Source organism: Rhizobium sp. NLR16a (assembly GCF_017948245.1).
GTDB lineage: Bacteria > Pseudomonadota > Alphaproteobacteria > Rhizobiales > Rhizobiaceae > Rhizobium.
Genome location: NZ_CP072869.1, coordinates 43,047 through 59,744, shown reverse-complemented (window position 1 = coordinate 59,744; position 16,698 = coordinate 43,047). Strand labels below are relative to the sequence as shown.

General features: G+C 56.4%; 12 protein-coding genes and 8 pseudogenes. 11 read left to right on the top strand and 9 right to left on the bottom strand.

Going from position 1 to position 16,698, the window contains the following annotated elements:
• The first annotated feature begins 1 nt into the window (after window position 1).
• The 3 genes and pseudogenes from J7U39_RS27290 to J7U39_RS27280 all read left to right on the top strand — a co-directional run.
• A complete protein-coding gene (locus J7U39_RS27290) occupies window positions 2-775 on the top strand; it encodes a thiazole synthase (protein ID WP_210633170.1) in 774 nt (257 codons plus the stop codon).
• Window positions 772-1,101 (top strand): annotated as a pseudogene (locus tag J7U39_RS27285) (thiamine phosphate synthase); the annotation flags it as partial. The gene J7U39_RS27290 and the pseudogene J7U39_RS27285, both read left to right, overlap by 4 nt.
• Before the next feature lie 332 nt (window positions 1,102-1,433).
• Window positions 1,434-1,668 (top strand): annotated as a pseudogene (locus J7U39_RS27280) (IS3 family transposase); the annotation flags it as partial.
• 507 nt (window positions 1,669-2,175) lie between these two features.
• On the opposite strand, the gene J7U39_RS31975 reads toward J7U39_RS27280, so the two are convergent.
• The 4 genes from J7U39_RS31975 to J7U39_RS27265 all read right to left on the bottom strand — a co-directional run bounded on the left by J7U39_RS31975 (window position 2,176) and on the right by J7U39_RS27265 (window position 6,366).
• On the bottom strand, window positions 2,176-2,430 hold the full coding sequence (locus J7U39_RS31975) for a CrpP-related protein (RefSeq protein WP_131702558.1): 255 nt from the start codon (window positions 2,428-2,430) through the stop codon (window positions 2,176-2,178).
• Between the two features lie 329 nt (window positions 2,431-2,759).
• Window positions 2,760-3,167 carry a hypothetical protein gene (locus tag J7U39_RS27275; RefSeq protein WP_259669244.1) on the bottom strand — a complete coding sequence of 136 codons (408 nt, stop codon included), beginning with the start codon at window positions 3,165-3,167 and terminating at the stop codon, window positions 2,760-2,762.
• A 425-nt stretch (window positions 3,168-3,592) separates the two neighbouring features.
• Window positions 3,593-4,795, bottom strand: a complete 1,203-nt coding sequence (locus tag J7U39_RS27270) for a cytochrome P450 (protein WP_210633169.1) — start codon at window positions 4,793-4,795, stop codon at window positions 3,593-3,595.
• Window positions 4,796-5,259: 464 nt separating this feature from the next.
• Window positions 5,260-6,366 (bottom strand): redoxin family protein, encoded by a 1,107-nt coding sequence (locus J7U39_RS27265; RefSeq protein ID WP_210633168.1) that lies wholly within the window; start codon window positions 6,364-6,366, stop codon window positions 5,260-5,262.
• Window positions 6,367-8,421: 2,055 nt separating this feature from the next.
• On the opposite strand from J7U39_RS27265, the pseudogene J7U39_RS31970 reads away from it, so the two are divergent.
• Window positions 8,422-8,566 (top strand): annotated as a pseudogene (locus J7U39_RS31970) (transposase); the annotation flags it as partial.
• 79 nt (window positions 8,567-8,645) lie between these two features.
• Window positions 8,646-8,765 (top strand): annotated as a pseudogene (locus J7U39_RS27255) (transposase); the annotation flags it as partial.
• A 14-nt stretch (window positions 8,766-8,779) separates the two neighbouring features.
• Here the strand turns inward: J7U39_RS27255 and J7U39_RS27250 are convergent.
• From J7U39_RS27250 to J7U39_RS27240, 3 genes are all read right to left on the bottom strand, one after another.
• Complete coding sequence (locus J7U39_RS27250; protein WP_210633166.1) at window positions 8,780-9,022, bottom strand: hypothetical protein; 243 nt, start codon at window positions 9,020-9,022, stop codon at window positions 8,780-8,782.
• Between the two features lie 240 nt (window positions 9,023-9,262).
• Window positions 9,263-9,958 carry a response regulator transcription factor gene (locus J7U39_RS27245; RefSeq protein ID WP_210633165.1) on the bottom strand — a complete coding sequence of 232 codons (696 nt, stop codon included), beginning with the start codon at window positions 9,956-9,958 and terminating at the stop codon, window positions 9,263-9,265.
• A gap of 277 nt (window positions 9,959-10,235) precedes the next feature.
• A complete protein-coding gene (locus J7U39_RS27240) occupies window positions 10,236-10,706 on the bottom strand; it encodes a TlpA disulfide reductase family protein (protein WP_210633164.1) in 471 nt (156 codons plus the stop codon).
• 1,091 nt (window positions 10,707-11,797) lie between these two features.
• Here J7U39_RS27240 and vapB point away from each other — a divergent pair.
• Both vapB and J7U39_RS27230 read left to right on the top strand, forming a co-directional pair.
• Complete coding sequence (vapB, locus tag J7U39_RS27235; protein ID WP_127431704.1) at window positions 11,798-12,034, top strand: type II toxin-antitoxin system VapB family antitoxin; 237 nt, start codon at window positions 11,798-11,800, stop codon at window positions 12,032-12,034.
• Complete coding sequence (locus J7U39_RS27230) at window positions 12,034-12,453, top strand: type II toxin-antitoxin system VapC family toxin (protein ID WP_018496488.1); 420 nt, start codon at window positions 12,034-12,036, stop codon at window positions 12,451-12,453. The genes vapB and J7U39_RS27230 overlap by 1 nt, the downstream gene beginning before the upstream one ends.
• 148 nt (window positions 12,454-12,601) lie before the next feature.
• On the opposite strand, the pseudogene J7U39_RS27225 reads toward J7U39_RS27230, so the two are convergent.
• Window positions 12,602-12,927, bottom strand: a pseudogene (locus J7U39_RS27225) (DDE-type integrase/transposase/recombinase); the annotation flags it as partial.
• A gap of 24 nt (window positions 12,928-12,951) precedes the next feature.
• Here J7U39_RS27225 and J7U39_RS31965 point away from each other — a divergent pair.
• Together J7U39_RS31965 and J7U39_RS32290 are read left to right on the top strand one after the other, a co-directional pair.
• A pseudogene (locus J7U39_RS31965) lies at window positions 12,952-13,420 on the top strand (ABC transporter permease subunit); the annotation flags it as partial.
• Between the two features lie 278 nt (window positions 13,421-13,698).
• Window positions 13,699-13,800 (top strand): annotated as a pseudogene (locus J7U39_RS32290) (hypothetical protein); the annotation flags it as partial.
• A gap of 32 nt (window positions 13,801-13,832) precedes the next feature.
• Here the strand turns inward: J7U39_RS32290 and J7U39_RS27215 are convergent.
• Window positions 13,833-14,110 (bottom strand): annotated as a pseudogene (locus J7U39_RS27215) (substrate-binding domain-containing protein); the annotation flags it as partial.
• A 272-nt stretch (window positions 14,111-14,382) separates the two neighbouring features.
• Here J7U39_RS27215 and repA point away from each other — a divergent pair.
• Both repA and J7U39_RS31955 read left to right on the top strand, forming a co-directional pair.
• Complete coding sequence (repA, locus tag J7U39_RS27210) at window positions 14,383-15,648, top strand: plasmid partitioning protein RepA (RefSeq protein ID WP_210633163.1); 1,266 nt, start codon at window positions 14,383-14,385, stop codon at window positions 15,646-15,648.
• Between the two features lie 250 nt (window positions 15,649-15,898).
• Entirely contained in the window at window positions 15,899-16,195 is a 297-nt protein-coding gene (locus J7U39_RS31955) for an iron-containing alcohol dehydrogenase (protein ID WP_247241811.1), read from the top strand.
• Window positions 16,196-16,698: the final 503 nt, after the last annotated feature.

Below are 16,698 nucleotides of genomic sequence, written 5' to 3'. Positions count from 1 at the left end.
GATGCTGACGCTTTATGGGTCCGAAATTACCTCCCGTCTGCTGCTTGGCACAGCGCGATACCCCTCTCCTGCCGTCCTCGCCGAGGCTGTAAGGCAATCGGCGACGGAAATCGTCACCGTCTCGCTTCGTCGTGAAATGTCTGGCGGCCGCAGTGGGGGCACCTTCTTCGAAATGGTCCGCGCGCTCGGCGTTCGTATCCTACCCAACACCGCAGGTTGCCACAGCGTCGCGGAAGCGGTGCTGACGGCAAGGATGGCACGCGAGCTGTTCTCCACCGACTGGATCAAGCTCGAGGTTATCGGCAACCATGATACGTTACAGCCGGATGTCTTCGGTCTCGTCGAGGCGGCTCGCATTCTCGTCGGTGAAGGTTTTGAAGTCTTCCCGTACACGACGGACGATCTGGTTGTGGCCGAACGACTGCTGGACGCCGGCTGCAAGGTGCTCATGCCTTGGTGCGCACCGATCGGCAGTGCCGCCGGGCCGCTCAATCCCACGGCGCTCAGAGCAATGCGGGCCCATTTCCCTGACGTGTCGCTGATCGTCGATGCCGGCATCGGTCGGCCGTCGCACGCAACTGCGGTCATGGAGCTCGGTTTCGATGCGGTTCTGCTCAACACCGCCGTTGCCGGCGCGGCAGATCCCGCCGCGATGGCAGCCGCCTTTGCCGCGGCAATCGCCGCCGGCAATCAAGCCTTTAACGCCGGACTGATGGAGCCGCGCGACATGGCCGTACCCTCCACGCCGGTGATCGGAAAGGCGGTGTTCACTTGAAGCGCGACCCGTTCTACCTGATCGTCGACAGCGCCGAGTGGATTGCCCGACTGGTACCCTCTCGGCATCAAGCTGGTACAGTTGCGCATCAAGGATCGTCCGGAGGCTGAACTATGTACCGAGATTAGTCGCGCAGTAGCAGTCTGCGCTAAATCGATGTGAGCTGATCGTCAACGACCACTGGCGGCTTGCGATCGAGGAAGGTTGCGGCTTCGTCCATCTCGGCCAGGAGGAACTTTGCGAGAGCGGACCTCGGCGCGATCCGAGCCCTGAAACTTGGCCTCTCATCGCACGACGAACGCGAGCTGGAAACCGCACTGGCGGCAAGCCAGGTCCTTTCTTCCGAGCCGGTGAGCCTTTCGCCGCAAGTGTCGCCGCCAGCTCCCACGGCCGTCGCAAGCCGAAGTGGGAGCAATAGCGGAGATAGTTCCGGTTACCTGGTCGTCGTATTCCTCATTATAGTGGCCTTCCTTATAGTGGCCTTCCTTTCTTCCGGAGAAAATCAAGGAAAAGTAGCGTTGAGCCGGTTCGATCCAAGGCAGCGATTGCATAGGCAGATAGCCGTATTGGAGCGGAGCCGCTAAGCGAGCAGGAATTGGGTGGAGGCCGGATGATGTCGATAACGCACGCCCTTGCCCGTCATTGGACGCTCAACTTCGATCGTTCAAGCTAACACTACATCTCTCGCCGTGCCGATCAGGCCGGCTTGGAACGGCGTATTCGCGAGATCTGCGACAGTGCGCTACGGCTACCGTCGGGTGCATGTGCTCTTAGAGCGTGAGGGTTGGGGCATGGCCATGGACCTCGTTCACGACCAGCTGGCGACCGGAAAGAAGTTGCGGGTTCTGACGGTGGTCGACACCTTCTCGCGCTATGTGCCGGTGCTTGATCCGTGTCACATAAGCATTCCGACTGCGGCAATGCCCTGTCGCGTCGCGATACCGAACTCCGCCAAGTGCCCCGGACATTCACCAGCATTGTACGCTGCCACGCGGGGTTGCATCCTGTTTGACGTTCGAGTTCCACCATCCTTAAGGCGTCAAGACTATGAGCTCAGGCCGCGCCGTTCTTCGGCCGATTCCTTCAAGACGACGGCCGCTCAACGGCCTCCGCAGGTTTCTCGAACGCCCTGGCCCAACCTGCGGGCCATGAGCGTATCACGCCGAGGCAATTCTCGAATGTTTGTCCGTCGCTCTCCGCTTGGGAATGATCAGTGCATCACTCCCTAGGAGCTTCCCTACCGGCTGAACGCTCCTGCCAGATTCGGAAGCTGATTGTGGGCCGTCGCGAGTTTGCACCGCAGTTGGGCAGCTGGCGGCGACCCGATGGTGAAAAGATGCCGATCCTTTGCCGCGACGGGCCTGAAAACTTCTCGTCGCTAGCGAACCACCACAATAACGTTACGCATCATGCGAACGCCGTTTGGCAGAGGCCAATTCCTGGAAGTGCGAAACAACCCTTCCTTCGCGGCTAGCATCCTCCGCTTCCCAACCGAACTTCCACGCGTCGTGCCGCGCAAGCCGATCTCCGAGAGCGCTGCCATCACCAGTAGGCGTCCTGTGGGCGGCGAGGTATGGGTTCTCGTGAGCCTTCAGGCCGAGCACCCGCGCTCTTGAACCTGCTTCCTGTATATCGATCAGCTCTTCAATTGTCATACGCGATCCCCCCAGGTTGTCGGCGAACGGTATCATCGCAGTCTGCGCATGCAAGCGAATGCTAAATAGTGCGGCAATTCGGGACAGTTGTTCGTGGAGAGTGCCTCCGGTCGGATGCTGGCTTGCGGCGTGACCGATGAGGTCCGTCTGGCGCTGGTTCGTGGCCGTAGATCGCGCACGCACCTCACAGATATGGGCGGCACCGCATCGTTACATCGACTCGGCTCTTCGGACTTTCCCGCATATTTCGTGAAGCGGGCTCGCGGCTTTCCGAATTCACCAGTGGGGTCGGTATCTTGTTGCCGATCGCACTATGTGGCCAAAAATCCTCATACGCTTGAACCACCATCCCGCCTTGCATCTCTGCGCCGATGGCGGAGCCGACGCTGTCGAACACCGTGATCTGGTCGGCGCTTCCACGGCCGTCCACTCGACCAGTCATCAAAGTTCGATAGAGGATGCTGGACCGGCAACTGCTGGATCTGGCCTTCGATGCGGGTCTGTGGCGGATACTCCAAAAAGATGTCCGAGCGCAGGAGGATATCCTTGCTAAGTTCCGTCTCGCCAGGCATCCCCACCACCGCGTTCATGTGGATGCCAGGCTGACATGGTTGTCCGACAGGATGGTCGCGCACTGTTGCCGTTACCGTGGTGACGATATCAGCTTCCTCAACGGCTCCGTTGACCGACGAGCACTGCTCGATCGTGAAGCCGAGACCAGCGAGATGCGGATGCATTTCCGCGTCGCCGAGGCGTCGATATCTTAAAGCCGGAGCTTATCTGTCATAAAAATGGAACAACGCGCTGCTAAGGGCTGCGGGAGAGGGCGTGAACAAGGTCCGAAGCTGCGACTTGCGCTGTCGACCGGCTGCCACTCTCTTTGAACGTTACGGACAAAATATCCGGAACCCTCACTCCCTGGCGTAACGTGGCTGCGGCATGTGTCTTGTTCGGAACCTTGGCTTCTCGCGTTACCTCGTGATGATGCAACTCGATTTTGGTGCGGCTAAGCCTTCGAGATTGCACATGTTTCGTTGTCGCTATGTTTTGTAGGGTTGCCGACATGTCTTGCAATCCGCCCCGATCACCACCGCTAATGGAGGGCGGTCTCGATAGCTCCTGCGCATTTCAAGAAGGTTGCGATCCCGCTGGTGTCCATGAATCACCAGAGCACCGGAAACTCCTCGAACCCACCAGTGATAATCTCTTTGCGCAACTTTAGTTCTTCGGGCGCCACGGCCAGGCGTAGAGCAGGAAAGCGCTGGAAGATCGAACCTAACACCACTTTGAGTTCCACTCTGGCCAGCCCCACGCCGATGCAGTAGTGCGGCCCGTATGAGAAAGCCAAGTGCGGCTTTCTGTCGCGTCCGATGTCGAAGATTTCTGGGTCGTCGAAATGGCGTGGGTCGAATGACGTCGCCGGCAAGCCGACCAGCACCTTGCTCTCCGCGGGAATATGCACGCCCGCGATCGTCACGTCGGTCCTCGGATAACGCATGATGCCGTCCCAGCCCGAGCCCGGCGGGTACATTCGCAGGATTTCCTCCACCGCCTTGTCAACCAGGGATGGATCGCCGCCGAGACGTTCGCGCTGTTGCGGATGGCGGAACATGGCCAGCAGGCCGAATTCGATCTGCGCGACGGTTGTCTCGTGCCCGGCCACCAGCATGCCGGCCGCCAGGCCGACCGCCTCTTCCTCGCTCGCCTTGCCCTGGTCAACCGCTGTGAGCAGATCCGTCAGTAGGTTGTCACCCGGATCCTGACGCTTGTCTCGTATCTTGCCGCGAATGTAGCTGCGCAATTCTTCCCAGGCCGAGCGCGCCGCGTTACGCGGGCCGCTTTCATGTTGGTGCGTCATCACCTCGTCGGACAGCCTGGCGAAAAAGGCGTGATCCTCATAGGGCACGCCCATCAGCGCGCTGATGACCATGGCCGGAAGCGGAAACGAGAGATGACGGCGCAGGTCGGCGGGCTGGGGCTGGGCCGCCAGCGTCTCGAACAACTGTGCGGCGATCGCCTCGACCTGCTGCGCGAGCAGCTTCAGCCTTCCGCTGCTGAAGGCCGGCGCCACGATCGTGCGTAAGCGGGCATGCTCGATGCCCTCGTGCGAGCCCAGCCACCCAGGGGAACCGAGAATAACCGTGGCCGGGGTGAATGCCGCCGGAGGCATTCCCGAGGGCCGAAAGGCCGCATCGGACAGGACCGCCTTAGCCTCGTCGTAGCCTGTTACCCACCAGCCTTCGTGCCCCGAGGGGAAGCGCACGCGGTGGATCGGACCGTTGGCGCATAGCGTCAACATTTCGGGTGAGGGCTCGATGTTATCGACGCGCCACATCGGCAGCGTCGGCAATGATTGTCCAGACATGATGACACTTCTATGCGGTGAAAGGGCGAAAGGTGACCGGCGGGCGCTGCCGGCAGCGAATGACTTAAGAGGCATGTAGAAGACGTCTCAGCGGCGATTGTCAGCCCGCAATACTTTACCGCACGAACAGCGGGGGAAGGTGCCGGCATGAAGCACTGGACGTCTTGCAAGCGTCAGCAGCAACGGGAATCGTTGATCTATCGAAGCGTATAGGAGCGTCGCCCTGCGGTCAGGCCGTCCGCATCTGACATTTTGGCTAACAGTCCCACGACCTTCAGGGCGCACTCCAATAATGGCTAGGTTCTCTCGCGAAGACTTGGGACCGGTCCACAGCCACGACCCATTGCGGAAGCTCGCGCAAGAAGCGAGCGATCAGGTTGGATCTGCATGCGTTTTGCTCCAATGTTCGTCAGAATTCCTGTTGGAGCTGCCTGAGCAGCGCCAACAGGTTGCTATTTTCAAGGCTACTTCGGCGGAGGCATGCATATTCCCCCGTAAAAAGCCGCCTCGCCCTTGTATTCCGTCAGGACTCGCAGCAAATGCGCCAGCCATTCCTGCTTATCTTCGTCTGGAAGTGGCCCTCCGTCTACCAAATTCAAAGCAAGCTCGATCAACCCCACCGCCAGGCCGTAATCGCCGCTCTCATTGTAGTGTTGAGCAATCGTTTCGTAAGACTCAGCCCGTGAGAGGGCATCTTGCTGTGCACACAGTATCAGGCAACGTTCGGAGAGCTCCTTGCCCAGCGACAAGCGTTCTGCAAATGGAAGCTCCGAGTAATCATAGTGTGGACCGAAGAGTTCTTCCATCGCCGCGAAACGCCAATCTTCAGAGTTTCGTTCAATTGCATCGCGAGCGAATTGCGCTAATGCTATCCAGCCCGCCTCCATGTCGCGCATTTCTCCGATCAACATCGAGACTTGCGACTGGCGCAAAGAGATCCTGTCCGGGAAAAGGTTGATGCCCTCTTCAATTACCGAGAGCGCCGACTTCCAATCCTCAATGTCTGTCGCCGCCCGAATTCGACGACGCAACGCGTTCTCCGTTGCATCGATCTCGCCTTCAGCAATCCGCTCCTTTTCGGCATTTTTTGCTTCCGCGCTGGCGCGCCAGCTTCCGTCAGTCACTTTTGGCAAAACGTCCTCGAGCGAGTCCGGGTGGCCGATAAACGCGATGCTGCCGTCTTGGTCGACAACGAACGCCCGTGGAACGGCGAAAGATAGACTGGCTTTGAGCCAATCCTCATCCATTTCGCCTGAGTAGTCGAACGCGATCCGTATGTTCGCATTCGGGAGCCATTTGGTCACCCATGCGTCCACCTCAGCTAGGGCCTCGTCAACCGTTGCAGTCCGCTTATTTGCTACAATGCCGATGACCTCAATTCCGATGTACCGGTATTGCTCTTGCAACTGAGCCAGGCGGACCAGCGCCGGCCCGCAACCACTGCAGGTAATCGAAACGAACACAGGGATGTATATTTTGCCCAGCTTGAAGTTGGAAAGCGGATCGCCGCGCACCCAGTGCTGCACTTTGATAGACGGGGCTGGAGAGCCGCTATTTAAACTAGAAGTCATTTCTTGTTCTCCACAGTCTTTCAGCCAGCGCTCCGTGCTCGAGGAATGAGCCCTTCCTGCCAAGTATCTGCTCGAGTTGCTCCGATATCGAAAGGCGGCGCTCGTTCCATCGGTTGGACAACAAACGCTGGTGATCTCGTCTTCTGAAGAAGTCTCTGCGGTACGGGCTGCCATTGCGACGTGTCCATTTTGACGGATGATTATCGCAATGACGGTGTAATGCCGTCATGTGGAGCTCATATCGACTATTTTATGCAATGTCGAGGTCCAATATGGTGCCGCGGCTAACATCGGCTCATTTTCACTCCGCGAGGGCGCAGCGAGCTCGACGATCCGCTCCGGTCAGGTGTAGACCCGTCTTCGGCCAGGAGGAACGATCCCCCATGTCGGTGTGGCCTCGCACGGGAAGAAGCAATCGACAACGCGCCACGACCTTCGCCATTGGCTCGTATGCTCGAGGCCCTAAGGATCAGCTCAAGCGGTCCGCAAGGCGACTGAGTTGCCGGAAAGGGTATGCTAGCCTCCGGGATCTCGATGGTACCGTCGCTCCTGCAGACAAAGGGACATCGTCGGTGAAAGCCTTGTCCTCGGCGATTGTCAGGATCTGCGCCGTCGCGCCGTCCACACGCAAGTTCCGACGCGCAATTAGCCGAAGCGATCCGGCAACTCCCGAAATCGATACCAAAGGCTTCGACGGACAGACCGAAGATCTCGTTTATCCCACATTCAACGATTGGCATTAAAGGCAGGGAGCACTGTCTCCCACAGAGCACGGCATCACAACCGAACCTCCTAGTGCGCACGAGAAGGCTGACGTGCCTGTGGGCGACGTTATCGCTAGCTCTTCGCGACCTGGATCTGTGCGCTGCTGCGCTGCGGTCATCGACCGCCCGGAAGCCGGCGGGTCACCGCACCTGACATCTGCTAAAGCGGCGATGTGCTGTTGCCGTGACCTAACGCGCGGCGGAACTTGATGCGCTCGCCCTTTAGGCCGCGCGTCCATGATCGCTCCATCGAACCTCCACGCGACTTGAACTTACTAAGCTCATACAGACGGCAACAAGGAGACACCGATGATGACTATCATGGCCTTTTGCTGCCGAGACCAACTAAAGGGACGTTCCGCAATGATTGATCAGTGAACAGAAAAAATTCGATTGCAGTCGCCCGCGGTGCACTCATGTGTCACCGAATCCACTCTCCCCCAAGATGAGTTTTTCTGATGCTTAACGGAAAACGGGAAGCAAATGCCTGTCCTCCCCATATAACTGGGTTAAAGAAGCCACTTGGAGTGATAGGAGGAATGGAAAGCCTAGCAACTGCCAAATTTCTGCAGGCTTTGGCTCACAAGAGTGGCGGGGAGACAGATCGAGAGCACGTCCCATTTATTGCTCTATCACTTCCCAACATTTCTGATCGATCACACGCAATATCTATCGCCAGCGACACGCCTTTGCGGCAAATCCTGGAACGCGCGCAATGGCTCGAGAAAGTTGGATGTGGAGCTATAGCCATTCCCTGCAATACGGCACATTTTTGGTCGTCCGATATTGCAAATGCTCTAACAATAAATTTCATTAGTATGGTTGAGGTTACCCGCGACTTTATACATCAGCATAACGACACGGATATGGATAACCTGCGAACAATTGTCTTAGGAATGGAAGCAAATATTCAACGCAAATTATATGGATATTCAGCTGCAGGCTGGGGGGGCGCCGTCCCTGACGTCGACTCAATCCAACAAGACGCAACAAGGGTCATTGATGACGTCAAGAGCGGAAATATAAGTCGCGCCAGATTTAAAATGGCATTACTGGTAGCGCGAACACGAAGCCTCAAGCCTGACGCTATTATACTTGGATGCAGTGAGCTGTCTAGCGCGTCGCGAGACATATTCAAAGGTACTGATGTTATAGATCCGGTAGATGTTCTTGTAGACGCGTGTATTTCGTGGTTTCGCAATTCATAAACGTCATGATCTTAAGATCAAAATGGTAGAAAATCTCGAAACTTGTACGTGGAAATGTTGAGGCTGACCAATTCGCATACTCCAGCGGTGTGGTGCATACCGATGGCTATGGGGGTTACAAGAAGCTCTACGGCAATCAGATTTTGAGGCCGCCTGCATAGCGCAAGTGCGCCACTGTTCCACAATGTGATCAAGCTCAAACTATCACCGACCGCTGACGAAGTTCTGATCTGAACCCTTCAAACTAGACCAGTTTTGGTTAGAGTTTTCCGGTGCATTTTCCTCGCAGGGAAAGGAAGGGAAGACGATGAAGGCATCGCAATTTTCGGACGCGCAGAAGGCGTTCATTCTGAAGCAAGGTGATGAAGGTGTCTTGGTTGCTGAGATCTGCCGCAAGGAGGGCATCAGCCAGGCCACCTATTTCAATTAGAAGAAGATTCTCTAAATCGTGATGATAGAATCAAGATAGTCGAGATAGGGAATCATGCGAGCGATTACACCGGTCGAAAGACCACGCAGATTGCCTAATAGCACGGTCGAGGACGTTCGGACTTCATGCGCAATCGCTGAGTTCCAGTATCTGAGGTCTGCTTTAAACTCCTCCAGGCGCTCGGCCATCGCGTTAATATTGGCGGTAAAAGCATAGGCATCCTCGAACGGGTTCGGGGGCGGTGTGACACGCACGGAATAATCACCGGCGGCTATCGAATGGGTGGCAGAGCACTCACGATGTCTTGGGCTAGGCCGACGGCCGACAACGGCGGCGGGAATAAGACCGATTATTGCTATTAAACTGAGTGCGGCGACAACAGTCCAGGACGACTCGGAGGCGTCCGGAGACAGTTCATCCAGTATCGTGATGAAGATTGTAGCTTTTGCACACGAGCGCGAACGATCATTGTTTGCAAATTTTCTAGCTTTAATTTAACCATCTGTATTGTCCATTCGGTATCCAATGCCCCTGACGGAGACCAGCATGCCGCGCACGCCTGCGGCACCGAGTTTGTATCTCAGATTGCACATATGAGTATCTATGGTCCGGTCGAGCGGTACATTGTCTGGAAAACATTCGTCAATCAGTTCACCACGCTCGAACACGCGGCCGGGGGAACGAGCCAGACGAGCGATAAGCTTGAACTCCGTTTGGGTCAGCTGCAGGTCTTTTCGTCCGGTCGGTTGATCTACCCATGCGGCGCGTGCTGACTGGTCGACAGTCAGTTTTCCAAGGCGGATTGGCAGATTGGCGATGCGACCACCGGCCCTCCGTAGCACCGCTGTGGTACGGGCTACCACTACGTCCGGTTCGAACGGTTTGACAATGTAATCATCTGCTCCGCATCGATAGCCCTGCAGTTCGTCAATAGGCTTGTCCCGGCACGTCACCACAATCACCAACGTGTCGCCGCGACGCCTTATTTCAGCCAATACCTCAAAGCCGTTCCGGCGGGGTAACGAGACTTCGAGCATGACGAGATCGGGTTTCAGCTTCATATGGTGCGCAAGGCCTATTTCTCCATCGGAAGCCTCCACTGTTCGATAACCTTCTCTCTCAAGGTAAAATTTTAGTAGAGCACGCGTTTCCCGATCGTCATCGATGATGAGGATCAATTCATTACACATGGCGTGCCTCCTAAAAGCAGTGGATTCCAGAGAGGCATCGCCACCCGTCGCGTCAGCATCGCTGCACCTTTGTTGAGCATGTAGCTTTTGTGCCCGCCCACAAAGTGGACACCAACCCAGGGAAGAAGGTCAGCGGCGACAACATCGCCTTCCGGCAAATGTACTTTGCGAGAAGCGATCGCTAATATTTGGGAATGTCTGTTACATTGATCATTAACTCGGCTGGGTCATTGGCATCAACTACCAGCCGGTCGCTTCATGGCGAGTTAACCTGACATCACCCCTGCTCACCCTTATACTCCGCCAGGGTCTGCAGCACGGGCATGTCCGGATCACCGATGAAGGCGATGCTGCCGTCTCGGCCAACAATGAACGCCTGTGGAAGATGGAAAGACAGGCTGGCTAACAGCCAATGCTTAGCCATTTCGCCTGAGTGGTCGAACCCGATCCGAATTTTCGTATTCGGGAGCCATTTGGTTACCCATTTGTCCACCTGAGCTAGGGCCTCGTTAGCCGTTTCAGCTTCCTCATTTGCTGCGACCCCGATGAGTTCAACTCCCATGTCGCTGAATTCCTCCTGCATCTGCGCCAAGTGGGACAGCACCGGCGCGCAATATCCGCAGGTAGTCGAAAAGAAATCGAGGATGTAGATCTTGCCGAGCTGGAAGTTGGAAAGCGGATCGCCGCGGAGCCAGTGCTGCACGTTGATCGACGGGGCTGGCGAGCCAATACTTATATTAGAGGTCATGTTTTATTCTCCAAGGTTCAGGAATGAGTGTGTTCAGGAATGAGTGTGTTGAGGATCAGCTCGAGTTGCTTCGAGTCCAAAACGTGGCGCGCGTTCCATCTGTGGGACAATAAACGCCGGTGATCTCGTCTTCTGAAATGGCTTCTGCGGGTACGGACCATCGTGACAGTATCCTTCTTTTGAGAGAGTGCCGGTGTCCTCATCGTGACAGGAAGGCGCCGACTTGATGCAGATGGAGCAGGAGCGACGACGTCGAGGGCTTCCTCGCCGGGGACGCCAAAGATGTACTCGACCCCCTCATTCAATCGCCGAGACAAGGGAGTTGGACCCCTTGAAGCGCGGATTCTCGAAATGAGCAACATTAGAATCCTGACGGATTTATATATGTATTTTGTTTTTAATCCGTCGGAACGATATAGAATCGTTATATGCTCGTCAACAGCCAAAAAGCTGCCGCGCCAGCAAACTTCCGGCTCCATCGAAAGGCCTTTCTAATTGAATTTTCTCTTAGTGAGGGCACAGCGAGACAATTTCCGCAGCGAGCTCCGCGGTCCGGCGTGGGCTCGCCTTCGGCCGGGAGGAACGATCGCCAGGATGTCGGTTGCGGAGATCCGCCGCAAAGCGGAGATCAGCCATACATCTGCAATACACCGCCCATTTGTCACGGTCGACGACGTAGGTGCCCGTCCAATCGCAATCTAGATACAACACAGATCGGCGGCGAACATTTCACCGCCTTTCGCACTACGCCGTCGAAGTCGCGGCTGCCGGCGACATTGGCGCAAGTACCGGCCTATCGTAAGAGCGGCATGTCACGGGTGAGACGCGCATACGCCTTCTACGGATGCTCCTTGCAAATGTGAGCGCGGCATCGCGCTCTCAATCGTCTGTCTAGATTGGGACGGGGCAGGAACGAACTGTTGCCCGAATGGGCCAATACCCGCTGGCGGGTGGACCAGCACACGATTCGGCACGAGCGACCGCAACCTGTTGCGAGATGCGCCCGTCCAAGCGCTAAACGTACACACTAAGTATGTACAAGTTGGAAAGCCTAGGATATAGTACATCCACGTACACACAAGGTTGATGACATGCACACCACTAAAGCTTTCAAGAATGGAAATTCCCAGGCGGTTCGCATACCGGCGGAACTGGCGTTTGAGCGAACCGATGTTGAGTTGGAAATCGAGCGCATCGGCGACGAGCTTCGCATCCGTCCTGTGCATCGCTCCCTGGCCGGCGTTCTGGATGTATTCGCCCGCTTCTCTCCGGATTTCATGCGCGACGGAAGAGAGTCCCATGAGCAAGAGGAGCGGGATAAGATCTGATGGCGCGTTACATGCTCGATACGAACATGTGTATCTACCTGATGAAAAACCAGCCGGAGCAGGTCGCTCGCCGCTTTGCCAGTTGCTATGTGGGGGACGTGGTGATGTCCGCCATCACCTTCGCGGAACTCGAGTACGGTGTTTCCGCATCCGATGATCCGGCACGAGAACTTGATAATCTCACCGCCCTGGCCGAGCTGATCACGGTAGAGCCGTTTGGGATCGCAGCAGCGCGTGCCTACGGTCCGGTTCGAATGGCGACGAGAGACCGGAAGAAAGATCATCTCGACAAACTGATCGCATCGCATGCGATCGCTCTGGACACGGTATTGGTGACCAACAACACGCGGGACTTCCTGGCGTATCCCGGACTGAAGCTCGAAAACTGGCTGGACGCGGAACGCAGAGAAACCAATTAAACCCGTCCCAGCGGCTATGCCGTGAGAGGCGGGCAGGGAGTGGACCTTGACGGGGGTCGTGCTAAGAGTGCCAACGACCAAGGTGCGATCGGCGAAAAGGGCGGTGTCAAATTAACTTCTCTAGGTGCGTTTGCGGTATGATGCGGGCTCAGGCCGTCACTGCAGTAGCCATTTTCCGTTGGGCGAACGCATCGAGACGATGCAGGTGAACCGCGATGGCGGAACGCGTTGAGTGTGAAGGGACGACGAGATTTCGCACGGCCGAGAAGATGTTGGTGAAGCGTTGCAACGCACCCGTTGAGCGAAATCGTTGCATCATCCGCTGACGTTTTCGCAGCGGCAAATGCGAATTCTCGGCACGATTGTTCGGGCCCCTTGTGCGATCGATGGTCGAGTAGGCACGACCTGCCGCAGTGCCGCTCCATAGGAGCGGAGCTTGTCGGTGACGATGCGCTTCGGCAGGTATCCTTGCTTCCAGCAGGCGTTTGGCCGCCTTGGTCTTGCGTAATTCTGACCTACGCTGTTCCGTCCTATTCCCTTCGTTGGTTTGAGGAACTGCTTCCGGCGGACACGTGGCGGCGATCGATCGTCAACAGCCTGATGATTGGTGGCGGGACTACGTTGTTAGCCACCTTACTTGAAATGGCGGCTTCTTTGGGCCTTCGAGCTCGAACCCTTTTGTTGCGCGGAACAACACACTTTTCCGTCTGCCAATGGTGGTGCCTGCGGTGGTGCTTGGTGTTCGGATGCAGGTGCTTCTCGCTCGACTCGGCCTGACGAATACCTACTTAAGGTCATCATCGCTCATACAGTTGTTGCCGTTCCATTCGTTGTCATCAGTATTGGCGGAGCACTTTCCGGAATCGACGGCAAACGGAGCTTGCATCGCAAAGCCTCGGCGCCTCGCCGTGGATTGTTTTTCGCCGCGTAACGTTTGCCACTTGCAATGCCGGGAATTCTATCCGGTGCTGCGAAGCCGAAATGGCTCCGCACCGCAACCCGCCGCTACCGAACCAACAACAGCAACCAAAAACCGCTGGAGCGAACTCAAAACTGGGTAAAACTTGGGGGCAAGGTCAAAACCTGTAATCACAGCTTCAGGCACTTGTCGAAGTCCTTCGCAAAGCAAGCTTTGAGCGACGGAATCGATCCAACATCGACAATCTGCCTTATGTCAGTTAAGGAAATCTCATTTGTTCGCTCCCGGTTTCCGTCCTACACAATGACCGACCATCTTAAGACACGATGATTATCGACAGCGGGACCGCTAAAATGACTACTGTGTTGCGAGACAAGTTCGAGATGCTGTCGAATATGAAGCCCTCGCTCGAAGACGGCGAGTATGTGTTCTGCTCGTTACCCAATGAAGGGAGCAAAGTGCCGCCGCGAATGCGGCAGATTTCCTTGGTTTCCAGCGTGCCGGATTCCAGCTCGTTGGAAGCACGTAAACCAGCGAAATGCCGGCATCGGCCGCGAGCTTCGACATCGCCGTGGTCGCATCGGTATCGACAGGGTTGACGATGATTGCATCGACCTTGGAGGCGATGAAATTCTGGATCTGGCTCTGCTGCTTAGAAACGTCGTTCTGCGCGTCTTCGATCTGTAGCGTCACGCCGCTCAGTCTCTTTGCATAATAGGTCATGCCGTTGCGCAGAACCGCCAGCGCGCTGGATCGATTGCTTCACCTGCAAAGGCCCCCGCGATGGAGGAACATACTTCCGCTCGAAGACTGACCCACGCCCGAGCCCGAAGCGGGTCGCCGAGGAAATGCTTCGCTGCGCTCTCACGAAGAGGAGCAATACAACTACATCAGATGAGGCTGACGAAAGGCCGTCTCGATAGAGCGATGAGGCGAAGCATATTGACTGCTGCCTACCTAATATCGTAATAGAACCGTCATTCATTACAAAACCCGTCACGAGGTTATTTATGCCACAATCCGAGAAACCAGACGATGAAGAGCGTATAGTGGATCGCGTTCGGCGCCATAGCGATAGTATTTGGGCTTCCATAAAGGCGCAGGGCGTGGCCGCCAGAGCACCACTTCCAGACCTCAGGACGTTGCGCTCGTTCTCGTTGGGCGAGGTCGCTGAGATTCTCGGTGTGTCGGGTAGCTATCTGCGCCAGTTGTCAATTGATGGGCAAGGCCCGACACCCGAGCTTGGGACCGCAGGACGACGCTCCTATACACTTGAACAGATCAACGAACTCCGTAATCATCTCGCTTCAGCCCGTCCAAAAGAGGCTTTGAAGTTTCGCCCGCGGCGACGCGAGGGTGATAAGCTGCAGATCATCTCGGTAGTCGCCGGTCCCGCAAGCACCACCACATCGTTTTATCTGGCTCAAGGCCTTGCACTTCAAGGTTTCCGCGTCCTCGCTATAGATCTCGATTCGCACGGCTCGTTATCTAAGATGTTCGGTTTTTACTACTTTGGTTATCCAGTCCACAATGCGAGCATCTATGCGGCGATACGCTTTGACGAGCATCAGGAAAGTATGCGGTCAGCAATCCAACCCACCCTTTTTGATGGTCTTGATCTCGTTCCGGGCTCTGCCGAACTCTCTTTTTTTGAAGAGGAGTGTGGCCGGCGCTTCCGTAGCGAGAAATTGAGGTACCCGGACGCTAGCGCCAGGATGGTGTCTGCGCTTAAGGAAGTTGAGGCGGATTATGATGTGATCGTTCTCGCCTGCGGAGATGGAGACTTTCTGACCGCGGGTGCATATGAAGCAGCAACCGGCGTTCTTGTGACGGTCCGCCCTGAGATGCCTGAGATCGTGTCAATGACCTCGTCCCTCTACTCTTTCACGCATTCCGTCGCACTGATCGAAAGGGCTGGGAGGACCGTAAATCATGATTTCTTCAAATATCTGGTGACAAGGCACGATCCGCGTGACGTCTCACAGCAGAAGTCAATCGCAATGTTGCGCGAATCCCTGGGGGATGATCTGTTGACAGCAACCGTCTGGGAGTCGGACGCGATCCGGCAAGCGCGGGACAAAGGCCGATCATTGTATGAGCTCTCAAGCGGAGCGGTAGGCCGATCGTCGTACGAGCAAGCGATGAAATCGCTGAATTGCGCCAATGCAGAGATAATGGACATCATGTTCGAGGTTTGGGGCCGCGCCCCGTTCTATGTCTCGCTGGCTTCGCGCTCGACGACTGCAGGAAAGGCGAGTTCCGAATCCAGAGGCTAAGCAAGTGAACTCACGTATTTTGCGCATCCACGTGCGCTCGACGGATAAGGACCTCAGCAAGAAGATCACATCGGCAGAGGAAAACTAGCAAATGAGGTGTTGCAAGAACATCCCGCATTTGCGTGAGGTTGAACCGCACCGGATTTACTCGGGACGATTTCGTTCAAGTTATGCGGCCATGGCTGCTTCCGCTTAATACCGCTCTTCAGCATTGGTTGATGGTATATTCCCGCGGGATATCGCGCTTACCGTGTTCGACGGCCTGGTCACCTACCCGCCATCGCATGTCATCGGAGCGGCGGCTGAACTTTCCCGCCAGCGCGGCATCGAAGCTGTCCTATCGATCGGCGGCGGCAGCGCGCCGCATACGGCAAAGCTCGTCGTCTATCTCTCGAAATCCCCGGGTTGGCTTGATGATATCTATGGTATCTACCTTGCCACCGGCGAGCGGCTGCCGCTTTTGCGGGTGCCGGCCACGGCGGCCACCGGATCGCAAGTGAAGCCTGTCGCCATCGTAGCGACACTATCGCCGAAAAGAAAGTCGTGATCTCGCCGCCCCTCATTCAGGAGTAGGCGATCCTCGATTCCGAACTAACGCTCAGCATGCCGCCGCACCTCGCCGCCCACGGCATTGACGCTATGGTGCATGCAATCCAAGCCTACTCCGGTCGGCTACGGCGCGTCGCTGCTTGGTCTGCGCTTGCCACTCGACCGGCAGGAGGTCTCTGTGGGATGGAGGAACGTTCGTCCCGCTCGAGGAGTGGCCCGCGCCCCGGCGCGAGTCGCCGAGGAATTCCTCGCTGCCACTAGATGAGTGAAAACGCAATCAGGCTAACGAAATGCCTCCTCCATGGAGTGGCGAGTTATGTTGTCGCGGCAATATACGCGCACTGATGACCTATGACGTTGACACTTGCGTCATGACGGTTTAGACCCGCAATGAATCTTATATCTCGTCACGGAGACTCTAATGGCACATTTCGGCAGCGAACGGTTTGAAAAGAAGGCAACGTGCATTCGTCGCGATCCCGGGGACGGCTTGCAAGCGGA